General features: G+C 39.7%; 21 protein-coding genes and 1 pseudogene. 11 read left to right on the forward strand and 11 right to left on the reverse strand.

Going from position 1 to position 25,682, the window contains the following annotated elements; genetic code table 11:
- Positions 1-3: 3 nt before the first annotated feature.
- Positions 4-1,809, reverse strand: coding sequence for a DUF835 domain-containing protein (locus tag BB781_RS06210; protein ID WP_094227636.1), 1,806 nt, complete (start codon positions 1,807-1,809; stop codon positions 4-6).
- Between the two features lie 746 nt (positions 1,810-2,555).
- On the opposite strand from BB781_RS06210, the gene BB781_RS06215 reads away from it, so the two are divergent.
- A complete protein-coding gene (locus tag BB781_RS06215) occupies positions 2,556-3,791 on the forward strand; it encodes an ORC1-type DNA replication protein (protein WP_094227637.1) in 1,236 nt (411 codons plus the stop codon).
- 4 nt (positions 3,792-3,795) lie between these two features.
- Here the strand turns inward: BB781_RS06215 and BB781_RS06220 are convergent, their stop codons facing one another.
- On the reverse strand, positions 3,796-4,356 hold the full coding sequence (locus BB781_RS06220) for a signal peptidase I (RefSeq protein WP_094227638.1): 561 nt from the start codon (positions 4,354-4,356) through the stop codon (positions 3,796-3,798).
- 152 nt (positions 4,357-4,508) lie between these two features.
- Between BB781_RS06220 and BB781_RS06225 the strand changes: the two genes are divergently transcribed.
- The gene (locus tag BB781_RS06225; protein ID WP_094227639.1) at positions 4,509-6,113 is read left to right on the forward strand and encodes a DNA-directed DNA polymerase II small subunit; all 1,605 of its coding nucleotides are present in this window, start codon (positions 4,509-4,511) and stop codon (positions 6,111-6,113) included.
- Between the two features lie 3 nt (positions 6,114-6,116).
- Here BB781_RS06225 and BB781_RS06230 read toward each other — a convergent pair whose 3' ends face one another.
- The 9 genes from BB781_RS06230 to BB781_RS06270 form a co-directional block, all read right to left on the reverse strand.
- Positions 6,117-7,766: a methylamine methyltransferase corrinoid protein reductive activase gene (locus BB781_RS06230; protein ID WP_094227640.1), complete on the reverse strand. Its 1,650-nt coding sequence runs from the start codon at positions 7,764-7,766 to the stop codon at positions 6,117-6,119.
- A gap of 50 nt (positions 7,767-7,816) precedes the next feature.
- Complete coding sequence (gene pylD / locus BB781_RS06235) at positions 7,817-8,602, reverse strand: 3-methylornithyl-N6-L-lysine dehydrogenase PylD (RefSeq protein ID WP_094227641.1); 786 nt, start codon at positions 8,600-8,602, stop codon at positions 7,817-7,819.
- Position 8,603: 1 nt separating this feature from the next.
- Positions 8,604-9,707: a 3-methylornithine--L-lysine ligase PylC gene (gene pylC, locus BB781_RS06240; RefSeq protein ID WP_094227642.1), complete on the reverse strand. Its 1,104-nt coding sequence runs from the start codon at positions 9,705-9,707 to the stop codon at positions 8,604-8,606.
- Positions 9,704-10,804 carry a methylornithine synthase PylB gene (gene pylB / locus BB781_RS06245; RefSeq protein WP_094227643.1) on the reverse strand — a complete coding sequence of 367 codons (1,101 nt, stop codon included), beginning with the start codon at positions 10,802-10,804 and terminating at the stop codon, positions 9,704-9,706. The genes pylC and pylB overlap by 4 nt, the downstream gene beginning before the upstream one ends.
- A gap of 9 nt (positions 10,805-10,813) precedes the next feature.
- The gene (gene pylS, locus BB781_RS06250) at positions 10,814-12,145 is read right to left on the reverse strand and encodes a pyrrolysine--tRNA(Pyl) ligase (protein ID WP_094227644.1); all 1,332 of its coding nucleotides are present in this window, start codon (positions 12,143-12,145) and stop codon (positions 10,814-10,816) included.
- A gap of 557 nt (positions 12,146-12,702) precedes the next feature.
- Positions 12,703-13,107 carry a response regulator gene (locus BB781_RS06255; protein ID WP_094227645.1) on the reverse strand — a complete coding sequence of 135 codons (405 nt, stop codon included), beginning with the start codon at positions 13,105-13,107 and terminating at the stop codon, positions 12,703-12,705.
- A 1-nt stretch (position 13,108) separates the two neighbouring features.
- Complete coding sequence (locus tag BB781_RS06260) at positions 13,109-15,967, reverse strand: PAS domain S-box protein (protein ID WP_094227646.1); 2,859 nt, start codon at positions 15,965-15,967, stop codon at positions 13,109-13,111.
- Between the two features lie 22 nt (positions 15,968-15,989).
- Positions 15,990-16,805 (reverse strand): helix-turn-helix transcriptional regulator, encoded by an 816-nt coding sequence (locus BB781_RS06265; protein ID WP_094227647.1) that lies wholly within the window; start codon positions 16,803-16,805, stop codon positions 15,990-15,992.
- Between the two features lie 25 nt (positions 16,806-16,830).
- Positions 16,831-17,445, reverse strand: a complete 615-nt coding sequence (locus BB781_RS06270) for a helix-turn-helix transcriptional regulator (protein WP_242492559.1) — start codon at positions 17,443-17,445, stop codon at positions 16,831-16,833.
- A 671-nt stretch (positions 17,446-18,116) separates the two neighbouring features.
- Between BB781_RS06270 and BB781_RS06275 the strand changes: the two genes are divergently transcribed.
- The 9 genes and pseudogenes from BB781_RS06275 to BB781_RS06315 form a co-directional block, all read left to right on the forward strand.
- Positions 18,117-18,767: a methyltransferase cognate corrinoid protein gene (locus BB781_RS06275; protein ID WP_094227648.1), complete on the forward strand. Its 651-nt coding sequence runs from the start codon at positions 18,117-18,119 to the stop codon at positions 18,765-18,767.
- Between the two features lie 12 nt (positions 18,768-18,779).
- Positions 18,780-20,156 (forward strand): annotated as a pseudogene (locus tag BB781_RS06280) (monomethylamine:corrinoid methyltransferase).
- A gap of 229 nt (positions 20,157-20,385) precedes the next feature.
- The gene (locus BB781_RS06285) at positions 20,386-21,765 is read left to right on the forward strand and encodes an APC family permease (RefSeq protein ID WP_094227649.1); all 1,380 of its coding nucleotides are present in this window, start codon (positions 20,386-20,388) and stop codon (positions 21,763-21,765) included.
- 5 nt (positions 21,766-21,770) lie between these two features.
- A complete protein-coding gene (locus BB781_RS06290; RefSeq protein WP_094227650.1) occupies positions 21,771-22,034 on the forward strand; it encodes a hypothetical protein in 264 nt (87 codons plus the stop codon).
- 10 nt (positions 22,035-22,044) lie between these two features.
- On the forward strand, positions 22,045-22,290 hold the full coding sequence (locus tag BB781_RS06295) for an AcrB/AcrD/AcrF family protein (RefSeq protein WP_207205250.1): 246 nt from the start codon (positions 22,045-22,047) through the stop codon (positions 22,288-22,290).
- Between the two features lie 81 nt (positions 22,291-22,371).
- Positions 22,372-22,854 (forward strand): class II SORL domain-containing protein, encoded by a 483-nt coding sequence (locus BB781_RS06300; protein WP_094227651.1) that lies wholly within the window; start codon positions 22,372-22,374, stop codon positions 22,852-22,854.
- A gap of 26 nt (positions 22,855-22,880) precedes the next feature.
- Complete coding sequence (gene mtbA, locus BB781_RS06305; RefSeq protein WP_094227652.1) at positions 22,881-23,900, forward strand: methylcobamide:CoM methyltransferase MtbA; 1,020 nt, start codon at positions 22,881-22,883, stop codon at positions 23,898-23,900.
- A gap of 257 nt (positions 23,901-24,157) precedes the next feature.
- Entirely contained in the window at positions 24,158-24,940 is a 783-nt protein-coding gene (locus tag BB781_RS06310) for a 4Fe-4S double cluster binding domain-containing protein (protein WP_094227653.1), read from the forward strand.
- A gap of 440 nt (positions 24,941-25,380) precedes the next feature.
- Positions 25,381-25,682 (forward strand): B12-binding domain-containing protein (locus tag BB781_RS06315; protein ID WP_207205251.1); only part of this gene is annotated, 302 nt, incomplete at its 3' end.

Consider the following 25,682-nt stretch of genomic DNA (forward strand, 5'->3'; position numbering starts at 1 on the left):
CTTTTAAAGACATTTAACCGGTTTCATCCATCGTGTCATAAGATGAAACTCCTTTAGATCCAATGCAAGCGAATTAATATGGATGATCATACTTGAATTTGAGTTCATTACAGAATCATTTACTTCTTCAATTGCTTTTATAACAGATTTTATATCGTTGTCCAGACTCAGATATTCAAGACCATCTAAAAAGACAACTCCAAGGTTTACTTTATCAATAAAATTATAAATAGTTGGTTGAAGTTTGTATAGTTCGCTGGAATCAATAAAAGGTTGATCACTGCTCTGATTCTTTGTTAACCAAATAAAAGGCGTTTTTAATAAGCTATAGGTATTTCGTACTCTTGTAGGATTTTGCCGTGTTATGCAAAGACCTGGCACTCCACTTTTAACCATGTTAGAGAACATACGATAACTATCTTCAGTATCTGTATCATCAACAAAATAAATACACCCGGGATCAAGTTTTACATACTTATCTTCAAAGTCTTCAAAAGCAGCTTCGTTTTCCAGAGACTCTTCTTGTAAAGGATCAACAAACAATCCCCTCAGATCTGAAATGTTTTGGAATGTCACAACTATTCTTTCGTCCATCCCAGTTTTGTTTATAACCGACTGTGAAACATTTGCTATTAAAGACGTACCCTCTTTTGTTGTGAACTCCAATATAACTGGTTTACTTGAACCTTTCACAAATTTTTCTGGTTTCACAAGTAAGTTAATGAACGATACACCAATTAATTCGTCAAACACATACCCTAAAACATCAAGAGCTTTTTGATTGATAGTACTTATCATCAACTCACTATCAAGTGATAAAGTTGCAATCGGAGATAGTTCCATTAAGTTATGAATATAATCATAAGTCTGTGCTAATTCATTCCGGGATATTTTTAGGGTCTCTTCTGCTATTTTCTGTTCGGTAATATCCCGGCTTAGACCTACAATACCTTCGACATTATTATTTAAATCTAAAATTGGTGTTTTAATACTTTCAAGATATTTTTTGTTACCTGCTGGATCAATAAAATCAGCTATAATATGAATAGATTTTTTATTTTTGATTATATCGTTATCAGATTGTACAAATATTTCTGCCAGGGAGGTCGGAAAAAGTTCTTTATCTGTTTTACCAATAATCTCAGCTTTTTGGAGTCCAACAAACTTTTCAAATGCTTTATTTGAAACAAGATTTTTTCCGTTAAGATCTTTTAAATAGACTATTTCCGGGATAGTTTCAATTAAAGAATTAAAAATAATCTGGGATTCTTTTAATTCATTCTCAATGCAAATCCTTTCCATGACTTCAGATTGCAGTTTTTGGTTTGAAGCCATTAAATCCTCTATTCTTTCAGCTAATAGAAGTTCTAAATTTGCAGGAAGATTTTCTTGTGGAAAAATTGATTTATCATGCTTAAAGAAACGAATGTAATTGATGATATATTCAAGTTGTTCACTAGAATCATAAATGAAATATGATTTTGTAAAAATATTTTGTGATGTTTCCGGCAGATACGTTTGCTGCTGAAGAAAAGCTTTTTTTAAAAAAATCGCCTCAGAACAATCATTACAAGGAGATGTCTTTCCAAATTGCTCAAAACACTTCATCTTTAAATTTTTATTTTCAGATAAACCTAAAAAGTGGTAACCATTTTTGTTTAAAAAAAGAATGTTATAATCTTTATCAAATATACCAATTGCATAAGGAAGTTTATCTAATATCTTTTTGAATATTGGATTTTGAACAATATCGTTAATAGAAAAATCTTGTGTTAAAAATGATTTTGTATTCTGACTTTTTTTGTTCATATCCTAACCACCATCTTAAATTAGATGAACTATATACATCATTAACTATATGTATACTTATATAAAAGATATACTTATTTAATAATTTTCTTTTTTTTAGAACTAGAACAGCAACCCCATGATTTCAACTGGAAATTACAAAATTCACCAAAATCCATGTTTAATATTTTTAGATTTTATTGGCCTAAGCTACCCCATTGTTTCAACTGGAAATTCATGACAAACCATAAAAACTTGATTTAATTAGTTTTCTTTGCTTTTTTTATTTGTTTGTTTATTTGTTTGGTTTGTTAATAAGAAAAGCTTATATAGTTTTATTTTAATAGTAAAAGCACCATCTTTTTTTAAAATAATTAAAAAGATTATTCATATCTTTTTTTTGGATTCCAGCTGAAACAATGGGGTCACTGTGGTTTATATACTTTCCAGTTGAAACAAAGGGGTTTCATTCCATCAGAACTCCTATTGTTTATATTCTTTAATGAATTAATTATGAAAAAAATGTTGATACCTAATGATTTTGATACAAATTTTAATTATTATATAAGTTTCCAGTTGAACTAAGGGGGTCTAAACCATAAACATTAATAACCTCCACTTCCAATGTAGCGTTTGGAATACAGAGATAAAAGTTAGTCACATTCGTTTTATAATTGACATTTCTGATATCTGACAAGTAAGTATTAGACATTATTCAACATCGTAGTAACATTAGTAATTTTGATAGGAAAGGGTGAAACAAGTAAATGCAAAGTAAATCATTAGATGGCCTGTTCCAGGAATTACTGGAAAATGAACCTATCTTCAAAAATAAAGAGGTTCTAAGACATTCATATACTCCTGATTCTCTTGTTCATCGTGATGATCAGATAAACAGTCTTGCTTCAATTCTTGTTTCAGCTCTTAGAGGAGATACACCTTCAAATATCTTGATCTATGGGAAAACCGGTACAGGTAAAACTGCTGTAACAAGACACGTTGGGATTGAGCTTGAAAGAAAAGGTGAAGCTCTTGGACTTTCCTGTAAAGTTGTCTACTTGAATTGTGAAGTAATTGACACTCAATATAGACTGCTTGCAAATCTTACACGCCAGTTTGGAGAAGATGTCCCAATGACCGGCTGGCCAACTGATCAGGTCTTTTTCAAATTTAAAGAAACAATTGATAGTGAAAGACAAGTTGTTATCATTATTCTTGATGAAATCGACAAACTAATTAAAAAAGGTGATGATGTTCTTTATAATCTCTCAAGAATAAACACTGATTTAGAGAATGCAAAAGTCAGCATGATTGGTGTTTCAAATGACCTTAAATTCACTGAATTTCTTGATCCAAGGGTTAAAAGTTCACTTGGAGAAGAAGAAATAATTTTTCCACCATATGACGCTGATCAGATAAGTGATATTCTTCTTGAAAGAGCTCAGATTGCTTACAAGCCTGATGCTTTGGATGAAATGGTCATTCCTCTTTGTGCTGCTTTTGCCGCTCAGGAACACGGTGATGCAAGACGCGCTCTTGATCTTCTCAGGGTTGCAGGGGAAATTGCAGAAAGAGAGAACAAATCCCGTGTTGAAGAACAGCATGTAAAAGGTGCCCAGGAAAAAATTGAAGTTGACCGTGTCATTGAAGTCGTACGTACTCTTCCAACTCAGTCAAAGCTTGCTCTTTACAGTGTTATGGTACTGAGAAATAACGGATATAAGAATGTCACAACAGGTGAAGTTTATAATGTCTACCGCCAATTATGTTTACAGGTGGATATGGACATCCTCACACAGCGTAGGGTGACAGATCTAATGTCAGAACTGGATATGCTTGGAATCGTAAATGCTGTTGTTGTGAGCAAAGGCAGGTATGGCAGGACAAAAGAGATAGTATTGAGTGTTCCGATTAACAGTACAAAAAAAGTGTTGTTTGAAGATTACAGGCTTAAACCGCTGGAAATCTTTAAGCCTGTCCTTACAACCCAATTACATCTTTAATACATCAGAAGCTTGGAATCATCAATCTGAGATATCCTACATAAGGTATTTTATAACGAGCGATGCCTATGATCCATTCTTCTTTAACAGGCATCAGGTAACTTATTTGTCCTTGCTGGTCATAGTACCTGTTTGTTTGTGTGTTGTCACCTTTTGTGATGTATCCTGCATAAGGAGCTGCAGGCCCACCTTCCCACATGGGTTTTCCCTCTTCAACATAATACATTGCCCTGTGAATGATTGGTGTAACACCTTCCTGACCATAGGGTTTGTATAATATCACATTACCATAATTATCAAAAGACGTATAGTTATTCATACCTTCTTCATATGTAATGACATGTGTTCGGTCAATGCTCTGGATAAAAATAATATCTCCTATATTCATATGTGGCTCCATGCTACCTGATTCAACGGCTACCATCGGCGTCCACATCCCAAAGACCACCTGGGAGAAAGATGCAAATATCAATACGGCAAACAGGACCGTTAGAATGTCCCGTGCAAGTGAAACAAAGAAATTGTCACTTTCTTTGAAAACATGAAAAGTGTCTTTTAAGTTCATTGTTATTACCTGTCTTTCGTCCAAATGAAGAATGTATTTATGAGTTAAAGAATATATTTGCAAAAAATAAAATGTTTACGGTTTAAAATCATTTCGTAAGTTTTATAGGTTATTTTATTGTATGATGATCTACATTTTAGTCTACTATTATTATGAATGAGTTCGATGTCCTAACTGCCTTTATTGAAGAAGGCTACCAGATAAGTCCTGAAGTAGTGGACCTTATATGTTCTCATTGTTCCCCGAAGGAACTTGTGGCATACATACTTGAGAATATCGATCTTTCTGTTCTTGTAATTGATATTGATCATATTGACCTTGAAGGATTTAACACCACCACTTCTGTTGAGACAAAAAATTCCAAACATTCTTTTGAGCCAAGCCTAAAAAGCAGGGAAATTAATAACAACTACAACAGTAACCACAACAATAATAATAAGCACAACTCATACTCTTCTTATCAGTCGCCAGTCATCACTACCATTTCCGGTAGCAGTGCTTGCCATTATGAAAGTCCTCTTTCTATACTTTCTGATATTACGGACAATTCAACCTGTGTTGGCGAATACATGGAATTTGTCCAGTTCTTCAGGAACCGTTACAGCAGGATCAGCGAAATTATCCGTGGCAGGATAAATGCCCGGCCCATAGAGAGCTTGAAAAAAGGTAAAAGAACCAATTTCAAAGGAAGCAAGGAAGCCGGAGAAGTTTCGTTAATTGGTATGATCTCAGAGATAAAGAGCACAAGTAATGGGCATAAGATTCTGGAAGTCGAAGATCCTACAGGCATTTTTTCAGTTCTCATACGTATGGCAGACAAAGAACTTTATGAACAGGCTAGTCATTTCGTGCTGGATGAGGTTGTAGGATTTACAGGTACTCTCACAAACGATGGCAATCTCATGATAGCTCAGAAGATAATCCTCCCTGACCTTCCAAATACAACTATTAAGAGGAAAGGAACGTTTGGAAAGGCAATCCTGACATCTGATATACATGTAGGAAGTTCAACTTTCCTTGAAGAACCATGGGAGAGGTTCCTTGATTTTTTGAATGGTGACACTGACAATGAAGCATTGGCTGCCATTTCAAAGGAAGTTCGCTATCTACTTGTAGCAGGTGATCTTGTTGACGGGGTTGGTATATACCCGGGACAGGAGCATGAACTCTCAATTATTGATGTGTATGACCAGTACAAAAAAGCAGGTGAATATTTTCACAGAATACCTAAACATATCAGGATTATCATTTCTCCTGGAAACCACGATGCTGTTCGCCAGGCTGAACCCCAGCCAAGATTACCTGAATGTATAAGGGCTTATTTCCCTGAAAATGTCACGTTTGTCGGGAATCCTTCAGTTGTGGATCTTGATGGTGTAAAGGTGATGCTTTATCATGGCCGTTCTATAGATGACCTGGTCGCATCTGTCCCCGGGGTTTCTTACCATGACCCCACCAAGGCAATGGTGGAAATGATGAAGTTCAGGCATCTATCCCCAATCTATGGAAGCCGTGTTTCCATAGCACCTGAAAAGAAAGATTATTTTGTTATTGGAAACGTGCCTGACATTCTCCACTGTGGTCATGTACATACCGTGGGTGTTGAATGGTACAAGAATGTCCTGCTTATCAATTCCGGTACCTGGCAGGATCAGACCGAGTTCCAGAAAAGAGTAAATGTCGTTCCGACTCCTGCCCAGGTTCCTGTAGTGGATCTGGCAACTCTTAAGACCACCATCCTGAAATTCAATGAGTGAACTTCAGATAACTCCGTTCTTCTGCTTCTTTTCCTGTATCTTTAGCATGCTGTGGTTCATGGTCTGCTCAGGGCAGATAGTCACACAGCGCCTGCAGCTTGTACCCAGACAGTGCTGGCTGTCAATATTGACAAACCTCTTCTGGCCGTTCTTTTCGACGATCACCAATGCATCTTCAGGACATTCCTTTTCACACAAGTGGCAGAGTATGCATTTTTCCACCGGAGCTTCAAGGATTATTCCTATATCCTTTACAATCTCAAGCCCAAAACGGCCCACATCATCGATATCCCTGACAACCCTTTTTTCGATCTCCACTTTATCCAGGTTTTTGGGGAATGCGGGAATGCCGTACATTTCCAGCATCTGGGTATACATTTCAGGAGGCATCCCATTCTGCCAGGTTGCAAGTTCGCATACATAGATATCCTTGAATGTCTCGCTGGTAGCCATCATTAAGTGATCTGCATGTATCTTTTTTGCAATGGCGATCACATCATTGAGCTTTGATCTGTCAATGGCAATCCTTCTTGCAAGTCCAATGGACGTGTTCCCGAACTGGATGATGCCTCTGGAAAAACCGGGGACAGAACCAATATGTCTTGCCTTTTCAGCATCTACATAGGTGCCGGTGGCTCCTGACATATATGAGTACCTCAGATCCTCGTATTTCAATCCTGATTCCACCATCAGTGTCATATGTGCTGCCCTGATGGCTCCTATGGCCTTACCCACTTCTTCAACATCCTTGTCAGTGATAATGATATTGTCCCCAAGTATCAGTTTACCATTGGGCAGCTTAGGAAGTTTCTTTATGAGTCCCTCTTTCAGCGCAAGTGCCATTGTCGAGATAACTCCTGTACCGGTTACTCCTTTGGGTATTACCATACAGCCTTCAATGCAATCTCCTGTAATGGGATCAACGAGTGGTCCTTTTCTAGGGTTCATAGTATCGTCGAGTACAGTGAGCCTCCACCATTCACCTTCGCTGTTCACATCACATATGGCCCCCGGTCCGGCAAGCATCCCGCATGATATACCCTGTCCTTCGATGGCAGGACCTGCAGCTGCACTTGCGGTTATTATCCTGTCGCCTATCTTCAGCGCCATTTCAGCGTTAGTGCCGTAATCGGTAACAAGGCATGGTTCTGTCTGGTGGATGAAATCTGTTTCCACCATCATAGCAAGGGCATCGGCACCTATCTCGTGCTTGATGGCAGGAGGAACGATTATCTCACAGTTGTCCATTTCGTAGATTCCCTTGAAAAGTTCATTTGCAGGGAAAATCCTGGCATCCCTTTTGACATCCTTCACTCCAAGTGCCGTTTGTTTGTTCTCACCTGCGTATGCAAGGTCCCTTATCTCTATATTCTGGAACAGGGAGAGTTGTATGGGATTGCCGCAGACCGCTATGCGCTCTATCTTATCAGGCTCCACATCGAACTTTTCCAGTATCTCCTTTACCGTTTCAATGATCAGCCTGTGTGCTACATCCGCTCCGGTACTGATGGCAAAATCAAGGTGGTCCATCACATTGCCGCCGGGAAGGGGATGTCCCATTGTTATCACTGTCTTCAATGTCTCTTTCTTCTTAAGGTCGATGAGCTGCGATCTGAAACCGCTGGTTCCAAGGTCAAGGGATATCACATACATGTTCTCTATTCTCCTCTAGTTTACACTTACTTAACTCACATTTCTGGATCTTAGTTCTGTATCACAGAATACAGCATTGAAGCAACTCCTATTACAAGAGGCTCCATCACGAGGTCAACACGATATTTCTTTCCTACATCAGGTGGCAGTCCACATGGTATTCCTGGAGTTGAGACAAGACATCTCTCTTCTATCATACCTTCTGATATTGTGTCTGCATTGGGCGTGGCCTCGAATACCATGGAAAACTTTTTCCTGTCATCGCTGCAGTAAGGTTTTATGCCCAGCTCATCAACAGCTTTCTGAAGAAAATCCTTATTGGGGTCACAGGCATAGACATTGAAACCCTTGTTCACAAGATGGCATGCTCCTGCATAACCAACCCTGCCAAGTCCGATGACAAGTATATCTTTTGAACTGGCATCCTTAAACCTTGAAGCGATATCTGCATATATCACACCTGTAGCCACGTGGTTGCTGACTATCTTCTGGTTCCTCAGGTTGTGTGCAGTGAAAATATGGTCATCTGCCATCATTATTATGTCAGCTCCCCGGGACACGGCTTCATAGTAACCTGTAACGTCCGGGTGCTCTGTTACGAATCCTTCAAAACCGAAGTATTCAGATATGAACAGCAGGGATGATGTGAAATTGCCGATGACACCGTTTCCTGCGGTGATGGGTATGATACCCACTTTTTCAGCACCAGGTTTTGTTCCGTAAAGTGCTTCGCATATTCCCCTTATATCAAGTCCTGTAACCCTTTTAGCGATCTCATCATTTTCCTCAAGTTGTGCGGAAAGGTTTTCCAGGTCTTCGGGTGTCAAAAGTGCCATTTTATTCCTCCTGTGGATTATTCCGGAAATGCTCCTTTATAAATTCCATTCCGTTCTGTCTGATCTTTTCTGTTCTTTCCCGGTCGTTTCCCCAGCTTATAAGGGTGAAGACACTGTTTTTGTCCTTACCCCGGGACTCAAAGATATCAAGTCCTTCAGAAGCATGGAATTGTACGTATTCATCACCCTGGGAGAGTACATGCTCACCTACAGGTTCCAGTCTTCCATTGTTCAGGAGCAGATGCTCGTATATGCAGTAGTTTATTTCAGCAACCTTATCCATCTCCTGAATTCCTTCTGAAAATGCCTGCATGAGCATTTCCACAAGGTTAATTCCAGTGGAATGGTAAACAGCAGTGGGTGTCTGGCTTGGGAACCTTGCATCTATCTCAAGTACCTTTAGTCCCTGGGGACTGTCTATTGCTTCTACATCCATGATCCCGCGAAGACTGAGATTTTTTGCAAGTTCATAGGTTATTTTCCTGAACTCAGGATAGCTATCAATAGGTGTTACCATGTGGCAGTCGTAGGTGCCGTCAATATGGATCTTTGTTTCCTTAACAACTGCAAAGTGCTTGCCATCCCCGATAACTTCAAGGGAGATAACATCACCTTCTACATATTCCTCGATAAGCATTGAAGGGTCAAGCCCTTCCAGTTCCTTATCATCATATATTATTGAGGTTCCAATACTGCTGCTTTCACATGGGGGCTTTACAAAATATGGCGGCCTGGTTGGCTTATCTGCAGGAGCGGGTATATTTATGGACCTGAAATAATCCTTTGAACGTTTCTTATCCATACTAACGTAGTAGGCATCGAAGTCAAAGAGCATGGGGCATGCAAGCTCTTTTTCCATACTCCTGAGAAACTCTATGGTTTCAAGGTTCTCATTCACCGCAATGATGGCATCCACAGTTTTTGAGAGTTCTTTCAGTTTTTCAGGTTCCTCTATCACATCAAAGCAGTGAAAACTGTCTACAACATTGCGTATGAGGGGTTTTTCCTTGCAGTCAACTAGCACAACATTCATACCTGCTTTATGTGCAAGGTACGTGACCTCAAACCCCTGTAGCTTGCCACCGATAATGCATATGTTGATCATGCATGAACCTCTGGCAGTCCAACAATTCCAACAGGTTTTCCAGTGGACTTCTCCCTTATTCTTTTAAAGTCCGCCTGGCTTGCAGGTTCCATACCCATGGTCCTGAGGCGATCAACAACGCTTTTTGGATCCCTGTCCCTTTCTTCAAGATTCCTGTCATAGTTAACCACGCCTTCAAGTGAGGAATTGGCTGCTATTATTGATGTGACTACATTGGCACCTGCATTAAGGCGATGGACCATGCCATCGATGCCTTCAAGGTCAAGAGATGCAGGTATGAGCCTGTCAGGGAACATTAGCCTTAATATGGATATTATCTTCAGTTCTGAGAGACTGGATTCCTGGCTTACTTCTCCAAGCGGAGTTCCTTCCTGTGGAACAAAGGTCATGACACGTACCATGTCAGGTTTATTCTTTTGCATTCCCCGCAGGGACTTTATAGTAGATTCTATATCATTTCCCACGCCTGTGAGTATTCCATCTTCCACACAATAGCCAATCATTTTTGCAAATTCCCTTGCATGAACTCTTTCTTCAAATGACTGGCCAACCCTCAGTTTCCTGTAGAGTTCCCTGTCATGTGTTTCCTGGTAAAGGGCAAGGAAATCAGCTCCGTTTTCATGAAGCTGGATGAGTGTCTTATCATCCAGGACACCAGGAGAGATCATGATTGGCAGTCCGGTTTCATCTTTTACTGTTCTCACAATATCAATGAATCTTTCAGGTTCATTGTGGAAATAGGGGTCTTCTCCCATTGTCAAGTCAACCATATGGATGCTCTCGTTCTTCAGTGCCCTGCAGATATTGCGTATTTCCTCGATATCCAGGCGGTATCGCTGTATATCGTTGCACCTGTTGTAATAACAGAAGGCACAGTTGTTCTTACAGTGGGTCGAGAAGTAAACGAAACTGTAAAGGAAGACCTTGTTCCCGAAAAAATGATCTCTCACTTTTCTTGCTACATAGTGCAGTTTCTGTATTTCATCTTCTTCTGTCAGGCAAAGAAGTTCCCTCAGATTTTCATCTGTGAGTTCTCTTCCATTTACTATATCCTGTGCAAGCCTGTCGAGGTCCAGATATTCTACTTTCTTTATCATAGTAATACCTCACAGGTTAATACTTACTCCGTTGTAGTAGGATTCAGATCTGGCTGCACGCTTAATGTTCTTGAAATCGTGCTTTGCTTTCAGGAGTCTTTCAAGTCCAAAACCGGCCCCAATCCAGGGTTTGTCTATTCCCCAGTCCATGTCCATTGAGATAGGACCTACAACAGCAGATGAGAGTTCCATGTTCTTATGCATGATATCGATGGTCTGGCCATAGACCATGCAACTGTCCTCAGCTATCTCATACTCAATACCAAGGAACTCTAGGAATTCCTCTATGATATACTCCAGATTATCCCTTGTACACCTGGATCCCATCTGGCAGAAGTTGAGCATTGTGAACTCTTCAAGGTGACTGTTCCCGTCAGATTCCTTACGGTAGCATGGGCCTATCTCAAATATCCTTACAGGATCAGGCAGTACATTATCGAACTTTCGTAGGTGGTTGTACAGACCGGGAGCAAGCATGGGGCGCAGGCACATGTTGTCACCCACTCTGAATATCTGCTCAGACAGTTTCTTGTCTTCGCCGACTCCCATTCTTTCCATGTATTCGAAGGGGATGAGTATGGGTGATTTTACCTCAAGGAAACCCATATCTACAAAGAATTCGGTTATATTCCTTTCAAGTTTCCCAAGCAGGTTCTCACGGCTGTTCTCGTAAATTTCCCGGATATCTTTTTTTCTTTCAGTCAGCAGGATGGATTCCAGTTCACCAAAGGAACGCTTCTCCTTTGAGAATGATATCATTTCGCCAGGTCCAAGCAGTGATAGAATTCTTGTTTTTTGCAGAGGTGTAAACTCAGTTTTCCTGGATTGTGATTGCTGCTGGAAAGTCTTATTTGGAATTTTAGAAGGGCTGGAATTATTATTCTTTGATTTTGGAGTTGATACCTGTTTGTTGGTATGGTCGTTGGTATTTACTGCTCCAGCCCTTTTTTCATCATGAACATTAGAAGGAGGATTAATTTTAATTTCCGGCATATTTGGCTGAGAAATTTCTTCATGAACCGGTTTTTCAGGTTCTAAACGGAAAGAGCGGATAATTTTAATTTCAGCTTCATCCTTTCCTGCAATCCTCTTTGAGAATTCCCTGATCCTGTCTTCCGGCAGACGACATTGCTTACAGGGTTTCTGGAATTTATGGTTCCTGAGTGACCTTGCAGATCGGCTTGATTTTGAATTGCGTACGGTGATTACTTCTCCGCAATCCATTTCTATTCTTATGTATTTCTGGGATGTTTCACACTTTTTTATCCCATGAAGGTGTCCGTTACGTGACACCCATAAACCATTTTTGCTAATAAGTGTATCAAGTGGCTTTTTTTCCATGCTAACAGCTCCTGGATTATGACCTTTTTCGTACTAATTCCTAGAATCCCAGATATGCAATTATCCAGTTGTGATTTTTGTTGTTTAATGTCATTTCTTTGCTTCCTTCTGTTATTTGAAAATAGATCTGGTCTTTAATTGTTATTTTGTATCAATTAAATAACCATATGTATCTTAATCATCGACATATATATATATTATCCATAACCAAGAGTATTTATATTTTTTGTATATGGCCATATATCTCTAGTATATATACATATCTCAGAACCCCAATTATCTTTTGGGAAGTGACAGGGATGCTGACATACATCCCTGTTATAGATATAGACCCTTAAATTAGGGGATATTTTACTTTAGAACAAGATGATATATAGCATAATTTGGTATTATTATTTGTATGACATGTGAATTGTCATGTGGTATGATAATTTGTAATATCCAAACGAATCTGCCCGATGATCAGCTTTGAATAATAAATAAATTGATTCACATAAAAATCAACGAATTCCTAAAATAAAAATGTCGATGTTCACAATGATTGGATCCTATATTATTTATTTACAATGTTCACTATGATGCTTGTATAGTGCGATTTCAATTGCTGTTCGCAGGTCGTCTTCTTCAAAAGGTTTTAGTATATATCCATAGGGTTCTGTTTGCTTAGCTCTTTTAAGTGTTTCCTCATCCGAATGAGCCGTAAGATATATCACCGGTATATTAAATTCCTCTCGAATTGTTTGTGCTGCTTGAATTCCATCCATATCTCCTTTTAGCCTGATATCCATAATAACGAGATCAGGAAGAAAACCCCCAGCTTTACTGATAGCTTCTTTTCCAGATGAAGCAACGCTTGGAACCAGGTACCCAAGTTTTTTCAATCTTTTCTTAAGCTCCAAAGCAACGACGTTTTCGTCTTCAACAACTAATATTTTAGGATTATCACTCTTTACTCCTTCCATTTTAATTCCTCTCTCTAAAACTTATGGTAAATTCTGTTCCATTCATTGAATTCAGTTCGATAGTACCATCAATTTGGTCAACCAGTGTGGTCACAAGCTGTAAACCTAGAGATTCAGTATTTCTATAGTCAATAGAAGAGGAAAGCCCAATTCCATTATCTCTTATTTTCAACAAAAAATTACCTTTCAGGACTTTTAGTTCCACATTTATCTCTCCTTCCTTCATTTCAGGGAAAGCATGTTTTAGTGAGTTTGAAACAAGTTCATTGATTATCATACCAAGTGGAACAGCCGTATCAACATTCAGAAAAACATCCTCAATGTTTGAAACAAGCTTAATGTCCTTGTTTCCGGTTCCATATGATTTGGATAGATATTTCAGCAAATTTTTAGTGTAATCCGAAAAATCAATACTTGACATATCTTTGGACTGATACAGTTCTTCGTGTATCAAGGCCATTGAACGCACACGATTACGACTATCCATGAAAGCCTCTATTATATCCAGGTCCTTGAAATTATCAGATGCAAGATATAGGAGACTTGAAATTACCTGTAAATTGTTCTTAACACGATGATGTATCTCTTTTTTACGCACTTTCTCTTCCTGCAAAAGTGCCTCTTCTACATTTTTACGTTCCGTTATATCCAGAATAATTCCCTGTATTGTGATCCTTCCGGCATTATCACGCCGTGTGAACGTCCTTTCATCTACCCATCTCACATCACCTGATTTAGTGAATATTCTATATTCATATTTCAGTTCTACATCCTTTGTCATATAATATTTGGAGATGTGCAAATGCTTTCTTTCAGCATCATCAGGGTGTACGATATCAACATATTTTATGCGGTTTGATGTAAAATCTTCTACAGTATATCCAAGTTTTTTAATGTTCTCTGAAACGAATTCCACTGGCCAGTCAGTTTCTGTTTTCCACTTGAAGACTATAACAGGGCTGTTATTGATTATATTCTCCATTTCTTCTTTTAGTTCATTGGAGTGCTTAAGCTCTTCAGCATATTTTTTAAGTTCTTTTTCTGTCTGTTTTCTTTTGCTGATGTCTCTTGCAATAGTAACGACTGCAGTATGCCCATCAAATTTGATAACCCGGCTACTCAATTCTACTGGAAAGGTAGTACCATTTTTTCTCATATGGACTGTTTCCAGGAGATTACTCTTCATTTTGCATAGTCCTTTAAGGACTCTCATAAAATCTTTTCCCCGATTGGAAGCATCAATGTCCATATGTGTAATCGAAAGGAATTCATCGCGGCTATATCCCATTCTTTCACATGCAACTTCATTTGCCTCCAATATCTTTCCTTGCATATCAGTGAGAAATATTGCATCATTTGGACTTTCAAACAGAGTCCTGAATTTTCTTTCAGAATCTCTGAGAGCTTTTTCTGCTTTTTTTTGTTCAGAAATAGCTATATTTAAAGAGTTTCTGGTCTTTTCAATTCCATTAGTAAGAATATTGAAATCACCTTCCCCATGAACCCAGACTGAGCGTGAAAAATTTTCGTTCTGTATAGCAGTAAGTACTATATTAGAATCTGCAATGATATTGTTCAGGGATTCTGCAAAATTATCTAATGTATCTCCTAAATGCTTGAATTCTCCTTTTAGTTCCAGTTTGTTGCGTGTTTCAAGTTCTCCTTTTGCAAGGGCGTTTGTAACTCTTATGGTTTCACGGATCGGTGCAATTACAGCATCCAATATCATATTAAGCCCTATTGGGATTTCCTTGAAATCTATTTCCACATCTGTTTGTGCTCTGGCATCCAGATTTCCGTCAACTGCATCCTTAGCGATACTTCTGAAGTTATTGACGATCTCATCGATCGGAGAAGTTATTGATGTAGCAATGAGATAAGCGACAAGTCCCATAAAACAGATGGATATCATGGATATGACGGTCAGTTTGTTCCTGAGGTTAGTAACCCCGGCAAACATTTCTTCTTTAGGGACCACAAGCACAAAAGAGTAGTTACCGGTCTTTACCGGTTCATAGAACATTATTACTTCTTTGCCGGTGGCTGGATCGATGGTTTCAATGCTCCCTCCTTTTCCGGTTTTGATATCGTCAGCAGCAGCTGATATTTCGGGTATGCCAAAATCGTAAAGTGTTTGTGATCCTATCTTATCTTTGTATTCGGGATGTGATACCAGTATACCCGTATTTCCTGTCACGAATGCATATCCGGTGTTGAATGCTTTTATGTCGCCTACAACATCGTCAATGTAATCAAGGGATACATCAACGCCGGCAATACCTACGAATTCACCTTCGATGAATATAGGCGCATCAAAGCTAAACATGAAGATACCCTGATAAAAATAAGGTTCTGTAACGAAGTTCTCATGCATCTTTTTTGGAACCTGATAGTAATCCTGTTCTTCATAATATACTAGAGGTTCAACATCTATGTTCCCCTGAATATTGTTCCAGAAGGGTATGAACCTACCTGTAGAGTCATGAGCAGAGGTATTGATGTATTCATTATCCTTTCCATCGAAGGCATCAGGCTCATATCCCACATAGACTGCCGTAAGAGAAGGGTACGATTCAAGGACATTCTTGAGAATATTGTTTACTTCTTCCCTGTCTGCGGTTGTATACATTTCCATTGTTCTGGCAAGAGTATTTGCAATAGCCATGTTTGCCTTCATGTCTCCATCGAATTTGTTTGCATACTCCCTTGCAGTCTCCACAGACTGGAAATATGCAAGTTCTCTTTGTTGTGTGCTCACGGTTGAGATACTGACAGCAGTTGAAACGGCAAGTACCAAAAAAACACTAACGACTATGTATATGATCAATTTAGCTTTTATTGGCATCTCATTTTGTTTCATTTATCTCCACTTCCGATCATGCTCATTTCATATTGCTGTTATCATCCAGGCTTTCATAATTAGGTATCTTGTCTGCCATTTTCTGGTAGTGTTTGAACAGATCTTCTCCCCATTTCAGGGAGCTTTGGGAAAAACTCATGATATCTCTATGGTCATACATTCCATGACTATTGAAAAAACTGGCAAAGAACAAATTATCTGTAACTGCGATCGAAGGAGGGAACAATTCTTTTTTGAAGAGGAATAATTCCATGGTTTCTGAATGTAGCATCTTTTCTATCTCTTCCGGTCTGTCCTCTTTCATTCTCTTAAATACAGGCTCCGTCAGGACAATTGATATCTTGGTTCCTTTCTCTGCAAGTCCAATATAAAGGGGGGAGTACATTGGATGATAAATTGAAAAAAGAGAATACACATGTTTTGATCCCAGAAGGGCTGTAGTGAATTCTGTGGAAGGTTCGAACATATCATTCAAATCGGGCTCTGCAATTATACAGTCCTCTATTTCTCCTATTCTATCCAGCAGATTCTGAGGGATTGCCTTCATATCTCTTTTGACCCAATAATCCGTGTCCTTCTCAAAAAGGTTCAAAATACTTTCTATTGGCCTTACACTCTCTGCAATTATTTTTCCAATATCGGATAGCTTATAGGCTCCTTCGGAGTTACAGACCAGTTCCTCTTCCTTCAGTTCCTTAAGTGGAAGTATCAATGAACGCCATGGGACACCGAATGCCTTTTTCATTTCCTCGGGATCCTTTGGACCGTCTAGTAATAGTAATAGTATCTTTCTTCTTTTTTCAGAGAACCAAATTGTTTCGATCAGTGATGATTCCATTATATGACGACCTAAGAACTATCTCTTATCCAGCCTCTGTTGCCTCTGTTATTTGATAGAGCTTTTTTGAATTATTCCTGTAATAGTCAAACAGATCATGACACCACTTTAAAGAACTATCATCAAAACTGATTATATCCATGTGGTCATATCTCTCTTCCTTATTGAAAAGGCAAATATAACAAAACCAATCTGTCACAGTTATCATTGGTATTTTCAGGTTCTCTTTGCAAAGGAAAATAGTTGTACCATCCATTTCGATCAATTTATTGAATTGATCAAGGTACTCTTTTCTTATCTTTTCCAAAGCTGACTCTGAAAGGAAAAGTGATATATTTGCTCTGGTTTCAGATGCTTTCAAATAAAGGGACATAAATTCAGGATGAAGGTATGAAACAAAAGTAGTGATGGTTTTTGATTTAGGGATGTTATCCACAAATTCCCTGGGTAGTTCAAACATATGGTTGATATCAGGTTCGATTAAAAAATAGTGTCCTATATCCCTGATCCTGCTGAAAAGATGTGCAGGTATAGAATCAAAATTCCTACTTGTCCAGAAGTCTTTATTCTCCTCAACAATCCTTGATGTATCAAGAAATGGTAACATATTTTTTACAATTATTTTTCCTATGATCGTCAAACTGAAATTGTCTTGTTCCTGTTTTATAAGGTTTTCATTTTTCAACGTTTTAATCTGGGGCATTATAGACCTGGTTGTCACGTTAAGTGATTTTTTAATTTGTTCGATATCTCTCTCCCCTTCATTTAATAGTAACAACAGATTCTTCCTTTTATCAGAAAACCAAACAGTGTTTATAAGTGATGTTTTCATACTCATCGTATTCCCATTTCTGCTACAATGCTCCTATCTTCAGGAATCTTTGATTGTCAGTTATCTTAAACCCGTTGGTCAGGAACCTCATCCCCAATACGTGCTTTTTTGCACTATTAATAACGTTTTAATCTAACCTTATATTAATCTAATTTACAGGTAAATTCACATTGGTGCTTGTAATTCACAAGACATATGACAAATCACGAAACCTCTGAAAATCACACTTTCTTTCAGAAATCCATATGAAACTGATATTCTCATGTATTTGTTGAAGTAATTACTGAGGAATCGTGTATCATAACTGCTGAAAATTCGGCAAGGATTATGCTATATGTTGTTAGGTAAATCATGTTCTTGTAGGTGTTATCGATCAGGTAACCCTCATCAGGTGGTTGTTTCAGCAATGTAACATTTGTAAAGGATAGTTGCAATGCTGCAAAAGTAACTACGTCATAAAATATACAAGGTGGATTTTAATGGGAAAACAAGAAATTTTAGACAAACTACGTGATTCGATTGTAAATCAGGATATAAATGGTTGTGCAGCAACTACAAAAGAAGCCCTTGCCGCAGGCATCTCCGCATTCGATGCTATAAGCGAAGGCCTTTCTGTGGGAATGAAAATAATCGGTGACAAGTTTGAAGCAGCCGAGATATACCTCCCACAGATAATGATGTCTGCAAAAGCTATGAATGCTGCAATGGAGATTCTCACTCCTTTACTTGCAGAAGAGAAACCAGGAGAAGGTGTAGGAACAGCTATTACTTTTGTACAGGAAGGAGACATCCATGATATTGGCCACCGTTTAGTTTCAACAATGCTTGGTGCAAACGGTTTCAAGATAGTTGATCTTGGAGTTGACGTACCAAACGACACCATCATTGACGAAATCAAGAAACTCAAGGGCGGCAAAATACTCCTTGCAGGTTCCGCACTTATGACCACATCCATGCTTGGTCAGAAAGACACGGTGATAGCTATTGAAGAAGAAGGTCTCAGGGATTCTGTAAAGATAATGTTCGGTGGAGCACCTGTTTCAGATGGATGGATCGCAGAGATCAAAGCAGATGCAACAGCAGAGAATGCAGCAGATGCAGCCCGTGTGGCATTGGAACTTATGAAATAAGGAGGCTTCAAGATGACATTTAAAAGATCACTGGATTGTTATGAATTCTATGAGCGTGCAAAGAAAGGTCCAAAGATGACCCAGGATGACTGGGACCTTATGACCATTCCGATGAAGGCCATGGAGTTAAAGCAGAAATATGGGCTTGATTTCAAGGGAGAGTTTATTCCAACTGATAAGGACATGATGGAGAAACTGTTCAAAGCAGGTTTTGAGATGCTGCTTGAATGTGGTATATTCTGTACCGACACAAGCCGTGTAGTAAAATATACAGAGGATGAGATCTGGGATGCTATCAACAATGTACAGAAGGAATTCACACTTGGAACCGGCAGAGACGCCGTAAGGGTCCAGAAGAGAAGTGTTGGCGACAAGAGAAAACCAATAATACAGGGTGGTCCTACCGGTTCTCCTATCTCTGAAGATGTGTTCATGCCTGTTCACATGAGCTATGCTCTTGAAAAGGAAGTTGACACCATCGTAAACGGTGTCATTATGACAGTTCGCGGTAAGCCAACAATTCCAAAGAGTCCTTATGAGATCCTGGCAGCTAAGACCGAAGGAAGGCTCATCAAACAGGCGTGTGCAATGGCCGGCAGGCCTGGCATGGGCATATAGGGACCAGAGACTTCCCTGTCCGCTCAGGGAAATATATCTGCTGACTGTGCCGGAGGCATGGTTTGCAGTGACAGTCATGAAGTGTCACAGCTCAATGAGCTTAAGATCGACCTTGATGCTATCAGTGTAATTGCACACTACAATGCTAACAGTGACATCATCATGGATGAGCAGATGCCTATATTTGGTGGCTATGCCGGTGGCATAGAAGAGACTACCATCGTGGATATTGCAACCCACATCAACGCATTTGTGATGAGCAATGCAAGCTGGCACCTTGATGGTCCTGTCCACATCCGCTGGGGCTCTACTAACACCAGGGAAACTCTGATGATCGCCGGCTGGGCATGTGCAACCATCTCAGAGTTCACTGACATTCTGTCAGGTAACCAGTACTATCCATGTGCAGGTCCATGTACCGAGATGTGTCTGCTTGAAGCATCCGCTCAATCCATAACCGACACAGCATCCGGTCGTGAGATCCTCTCCGGGGTTGCATCTGCAAAAGGTGTTGTCCAGGACAAGACCACAGGTATGGAAGCAAGGATGATGGGAGAGGCTGCAAGAGCCACAGCAGGAATGGAAATCGAAACGGTCAACCAGGTCCTCGACAACCTCGTCAAACTCTACGAGAAGAACTATGCAACTGCACCAGCAGGTAAGACCTTCCAGGAATGTTACGATGTCAAGACCGTAACACCAACTGATGAATACATAAAGATCTATGAAGGTGCACGCAAGAAGCTCGAAGAACTTGGAATGGTCTTCTAATCCTTTTGGAATTACTTGCCAGCGAAGATTCTCGCTGGCATTTTTTATCGAAAATAAAGTAATGAATAATCATGTGAAATAAAGTAGAAAGGAGGTTTTCCAATGGATGGATATTGGACGATCATTAACGGGATAATATACTTGCTGGCCTTTGCATTGATCGGATGGGTCTTGCTTGATGCGAGCAAAACTTCCAAAAAATTAAAGAGGTGATTACTTGACTAACGAAATGGCAGAATCTCCCGGACTTGTCAAGACCCTCAGACCTTATCATGTATGGGCACTGGGAGTTGGGATAGTCCTTGTGGGTGAATATATGGGTTGGAACTTCACCGTTGCAAAAGGTGGAATTCTAGGTTCGTTACTTGCAATGCTTGTTGCAGGAACGATGTATGTAATAATTGCTTTGTGTGCAAGTGAACTGGGTTCCGCCACAAAACTGGCGGGAGGACCATATGACTGGGCCAGATTGTTCATCGGACCAGGCGCTGCAGCAAGTGTAGGTCTTGCTGTGTACATGGAATATATAGCTCTGGAAGCTGCTGATGCGATAGTTGTTGCTTTTATAGCACAGGAGATCTTCCCCGAATTACAGGTATTTCCTGTAACATTGTTGGTAATAGCGACACTCACATTCATTAATTACAGAGGTGTTGTAGCTGCATTAACTCTTAATTTCTTTATGACTGCTATAGCTTTCCTTGCTATTATACTGTTCTTCTTCTCAGGAACATTTGGTGTATTTGAGCTACACCCGGAGAACCTTTTCCAGGGGGCAATGCCAAATGGAATGATAGGTCTTTTTGCTGCTTTGCAGTTTGGTCCCTGGTTCTTTTTGGGTATAGAAGGAGCAGCAATGTGTGCAGAGGAATGTAAGCATCCTGCAAGGGCAGTGCCTCTTGGACAACAGGCTGGAATGATCACACTGCTTGTGGGAGCCGCCATGACACTCTTTATATGTGCAAGCCTGCTTCCTTCCAATATACCTGCAGAAGGTCTTGGAGTTTCAGTTTATCCGCTGTTTGAAGCTGCACAGGCCAGTGGTGTGTATCTACTGATAGCCCTTTTGGGACTTGGGACTTTGCTTACATGTGTTTCCAGTGCCAATGGATGCGTTTGTGATTCATCAAGGTCCTGGTTTGCTCTTTCAAGGGATCATTTTGTATCGAACTGGTTCTCTTCAGTGCATCCAAAGTACCAGACACCTTACAAGGCAGTAATTTTCACAATGCCCATTGCAATAGCATTTGCATTCAGTGGTTATCTGGATCAGGTCATCACCTTCTCAATAGTATCCGGTTTGCTTTGCTACGTGCTGATACCATTTGCTTTGCTACGTTTCAGAAAGATGTTCCCAACACACATTAACAAGGTACGCCCGTTCGTAAGTCCTCTGCAACCGTGGATATCTTACTTTGCAATGGCAATAGCCATCACTATAATGTCCACACTATTCTGGGGATACAGGTACAATCTGCTCTTTGCCCTTGCCTTCTATCTGGTAGCATACTTCTACTTCCATAGAAAGCATAAGAAGTATCAGAAAGAGTTCAATTGGGGAAAGGAAATGGGCTGGCCAAACCCAAGTCATCATAAGCCAGAGGAGTGATCAGAATGGACGAAGCTATTGAATCAAGATATAATGGATCATTTGCAAAGGACACGTACTTAATAGCAGGTGCAATAACACTGCTGATAATTGTAGAAGGCTATGTGGTCTTTACTATATTATCCCAGGCAGGCTCAGCAGTCCCTTCCTCTATCCGAGGCCTATATTTATTGTTCTTCGGATTGGTGGTAGGAATTGAGACCATAGGCTACTTGCAGGTGCGGAAATCGATCAAACAGCATATGTTCGATTTCAGATACTATGACTGAGGTGGATCACATGAATGAAGAAATACAGAAACAAAGTCCTTTGATGGAGGCATTTGATATTATATTCATCTTTGTACTTGCCTTCATCTGTCTTGTGGTACCCACACAGATCCAGGGTTCGGTGCTGGTTGGGTGGACAGAGACTGGTGCCATTCAATTCATATGGGACCCTGTAGGCTATTTCAGCTTGCTGGGGGGTATAATAGCATTCTTTGCAATTATGCTCTATCACTCGGTAAGCCACTATAAGTTTTAAATGGCTATGCCAGTGTTATCTGGCATTTATATTTTTAATGGCGAAGTCTATTTATAAGCAAATAATTTTCAGGTGAAATTTATGAAATCGGACATCAGTGTTCAACAAGCAAAAAATTATCAAAATCTTACAGACATGGAAAAAAAGCATATTCCAGTCATTGAAGCTCCTACAGAGGCAATAGCAGGTGAGCCTTTTGAGGTGAAAGTTACAGTTGGCAGTATTCCTCACGTGATGGAAGAAGATCATTATATCCAATGGATCGAATTACATATAAATGGTGATCTTGTCGGGAAGAAGGAATTAAAACCAACAGAAGGAAAAGCTGAAGTAACTTTTACAGTAGTTGGAACTGAGGAAATGATCACTGCACGTGAGATTATGAACTGCAGAGTTCACGGATTTGGTGTATGTGGTACATGTGGTACCCGATCGGCCATTGTAAATCTAACAGCAATTGAAAGTTGCAATGTACATGGTTTATGGGAGGATTCAAAAGGAATTGAAATAATCTCAGCAACTGTAAAACCTGGTAAAAAATGTCAGTGGGGTCCAGAGTTATAATATTATTAAACTAGGAGATCAAATTTATGGCAGAATATACCCCAAAAGAAAGATTATCCCGGGCATTAACAGGTCAGCCTGTTGACCGTATGCCTGCTGTTTCCGTAACTCAGACAGGGACTGTGGAACAAATGGAAGCTTGTGGCTCTTTCTGGCCTGAAGCAAACAATGACGCTGAAAAAATGGCAGCACTTGCCGAAGCAGGTTACACTGTAGTAGGATTTGAAGCTGTGCGTGTGCCTTTTGACATCACCGCAGAAGCCGAGTTCTTTGGCTGCCAGATCAAGGCAGGTACAAAAGAACAGCAGCCCTCAGTTGTTGGTCATGTTGTAAAGACAGTTGAAGATATCGAAAAACTCAAAGGTTATGATCTTGACCATGGTAGAATCGGGGTTGTATGTGAGGCCATCAAGATCCTTACAGACAAGTATGGCGATGAACTTCCTATTATGGGAAGCATGATCGGTCCTTTCTCCCTTGCTCAACATATCAACGGTGACGATTGGTTCATGGCAATTTTTACAGATGAGGCATTTGGTCTTACATTGATGGAGTTCACAACCGAATTCAATGTTGCATATGCAAAGAAAATGGTTGAAAATGGTGCTGATACCATGGTTATTATTGACCCGACTGCTAGTGCCCAGCTAATCGGAGCCGAGTTCTATGACAAATTTGTTGTGCCTTATCACAGGAAGATAGTTGATGCAATGCATAAGCTCAACGTGCCGGTAGTATTACATGTCTGTGGTGACACCACCCAGGGTCTTATGCTAATGGAATCATCTGGTGTTGATGCTATCAGTGTTGACCAGAATGTAGATATTGCAACTGCTGTGGGTAAGGTTGATAAAGCTGTGATCGTGGGCAACCTTGATCCTGTCAATGTGCTCTGGAACAAGGATCCTGACACTATCAGGGAACAGTCACAGAAGGTTTTGGATGCAGGAGTAGGTCTGCTTGCACCAGGGTGTGGTATTGTCAGCAAGACACCAACTGCAAATCTGCAGGCAATGGTTGAGATGGCAAAAAATCATAAATATTGAATAAAAGATATCTCCGGATCGGTCCTTTGTACAAGTAGTACTAATCGTTTCTCCCGGAGAAATCCTTTTTCCTCCATTTTTTCTGAATCCCTTTAACAACAATTAAAGGACTTTTGTTCTCTTCAATGCTCAAGTCTATTGTAAGTTATCATGACTATTTCAAATTATCATGGCTAATGAATATTGTACTAGCTTTTTTTTATATATTACCAGGAAGCTATTTAATATGCAGGAAAAAGTTCTGCAGGAGGAAAACATTGGATCTTAAAGAGGAAATAAAAACTAAGGCCATGGAGAAAGGGTTTCAGCTTTTCGGTGTTTCTGATATAAAGAAGCTGGAGGATGTAGAGTTCCCATCTGGACGAGGGCTTGTAAAACCATCTGAATTAATGGATGATGCAAGATCTCTTATCGTTATGGGAATGGTGATATGGGATGAAGGTATGAATGCTGCAATAAGCACTCCTGGGACTGGTGATTTCAGTGGAGGGGAAGCAGAGTACTATAACTTATATTATGAAACTGTGGAAACACGTGCATGGAGGCTGGCCAATTGGCTATGGGATGAAAAGGGCGTCAAAGCGGTCCCTACACATTCGGTGCATGTAAAAGTGGCGGCTTATCTTGCCGGACTTGGTTTTATAGGTCATAATACACAGGTAATAACTCCTGAATATGGTCCAAGGGTGCGTTGGATAGCTTTACTGACTACACTTGAACTAACACCGGATCAACCATTCCCAAGGGACTTGTGTGCAGAGCAACCTTTGTGTCAGAAGGAGTCATTATGTGTAAAAGCCTGTCCTTATGGTGCAATTATTCCAGGTCCTTCACAGGGAGTTACTCCAGGTGAAAAAGTGATATACGATAAATGTGTGGTATCCCATGAACTTGAAAAGGATATAAACAATAAATGGGAGAAACACATCCGCAGGATAACAGAACGTGGATTTATGGAATGTACTATATGTAATCTTGCCTGTCCCTATGGGAAAACTGTAGAAGCGGATATTGTTCCCAGAAAAAGAGGACTTGTTTGAGATCAAGAACAATTTCTATTATTTAAAGAGGAGTCTATTCCAGAAATTCTCTTAAATCTTTTTTCTGCAAACCTCAAATCAGATGTATTACATTATTTTGAAATGTCTATAACATATGTCCCTATCAACATTCATCTTTCCAGACCTTGCGGCATGGCTTCATTTCTGATTCTTCATATAATGGGAAGATTCTGGTGCAACAGTTAGAATTATTTAAATCTTAATGATGTGTTACAATGATCTCCCCTGATTATAATGGCGTTGTAATAATATCAGGATAAACAAATATTTCATCGTTGATACTAAATTCAAAGGCATTAGACTCATTTTACTGAGTTTATGATATATACGTTTTCTTCTTATGCTTAATCATAACTGATTGCTCTTCAAATCTAAAATTTCTACTATAAACTGAAGGCAAAAGGTGAGGAGGTACAATAATGAGCAAAGAAGAAATGTTAAAAGAACTTTCTGATGCAGTCATTTCCTGCAAAAAGGATGCTGTAATAGCAGCTGTAGAAAAAGCAAGAAGTGAAGGCATTCCGCCTGCTGAGATCATAGAAAAAGGTCTTGCAGCCGGAATGAACGAAGTGGGTATCCTCTTTGAGAGAGGTAAATTATTCCTGCCACATGTCATGATGGCCGCAGGCGCAATGGAAGCTGGCGTCAATCTCCTTGAAGCAGACCTTCCAAAAGACTCTGTCAGCAAGAAGCTTGGTGTCATTGTAAATGGTACAGTTGA

Source organism: Methanolobus psychrotolerans, assembly GCF_002243045.1.
Lineage (GTDB): Archaea > Halobacteriota > Methanosarcinia > Methanosarcinales > Methanosarcinaceae > Methanolobus > Methanolobus psychrotolerans.

Bases quoted from the DNA above. Each gene is read 5' to 3' on its own strand.
- BB781_RS06210 (WP_094227636.1), bottom strand. From the start codon at position 1,809: ATGAACAAAAAAAGTCAGAATACAAAATCATTTTTAACACAAGATTTT.
- BB781_RS06215 (WP_094227637.1), top strand. From the start codon at position 2,556: ATGCAAAGTAAATCATTAGATGGCCTGTTCCAGGAATTACTGGAAAAT.
- BB781_RS06220 (WP_094227638.1), bottom strand. From the start codon at position 4,356: ATGAACTTAAAAGACACTTTTCATGTTTTCAAAGAAAGTGACAATTTC.
- BB781_RS06225 (WP_094227639.1), top strand. From the start codon at position 4,509: ATGAATGAGTTCGATGTCCTAACTGCCTTTATTGAAGAAGGCTACCAG.
- BB781_RS06230 (WP_094227640.1), bottom strand. From the start codon at position 7,766: ATGTATGTGATATCCCTTGACCTTGGAACCAGCGGTTTCAGATCGCAG.
- pylD (WP_094227641.1), bottom strand. From the start codon at position 8,602: ATGGCACTTTTGACACCCGAAGACCTGGAAAACCTTTCCGCACAACTT.
- pylC (WP_094227642.1), bottom strand. From the start codon at position 9,707: ATGATCAACATATGCATTATCGGTGGCAAGCTACAGGGGTTTGAGGTC.
- pylB (WP_094227643.1), bottom strand. From the start codon at position 10,804: ATGATAAAGAAAGTAGAATATCTGGACCTCGACAGGCTTGCACAGGAT.
- pylS (WP_094227644.1), bottom strand. From the start codon at position 12,145: ATGGAAAAAAAGCCACTTGATACACTTATTAGCAAAAATGGTTTATGG.
- BB781_RS06255 (WP_094227645.1), bottom strand. From the start codon at position 13,107: ATGGAAGGAGTAAAGAGTGATAATCCTAAAATATTAGTTGTTGAAGAC.
- BB781_RS06260 (WP_094227646.1), bottom strand. From the start codon at position 15,967: ATGAAACAAAATGAGATGCCAATAAAAGCTAAATTGATCATATACATA.
- BB781_RS06265 (WP_094227647.1), bottom strand. From the start codon at position 16,805: ATGGAATCATCACTGATCGAAACAATTTGGTTCTCTGAAAAAAGAAGA.
- BB781_RS06275 (WP_094227648.1), top strand. From the start codon at position 18,117: ATGGGAAAACAAGAAATTTTAGACAAACTACGTGATTCGATTGTAAAT.
- BB781_RS06285 (WP_094227649.1), top strand. From the start codon at position 20,386: ATGGCAGAATCTCCCGGACTTGTCAAGACCCTCAGACCTTATCATGTA.
- BB781_RS06290 (WP_094227650.1), top strand. From the start codon at position 21,771: ATGGACGAAGCTATTGAATCAAGATATAATGGATCATTTGCAAAGGAC.
- BB781_RS06295 (WP_207205250.1), top strand. From the start codon at position 22,045: ATGAATGAAGAAATACAGAAACAAAGTCCTTTGATGGAGGCATTTGAT.
- BB781_RS06300 (WP_094227651.1), top strand. From the start codon at position 22,372: ATGAAATCGGACATCAGTGTTCAACAAGCAAAAAATTATCAAAATCTT.
- mtbA (WP_094227652.1), top strand. From the start codon at position 22,881: ATGGCAGAATATACCCCAAAAGAAAGATTATCCCGGGCATTAACAGGT.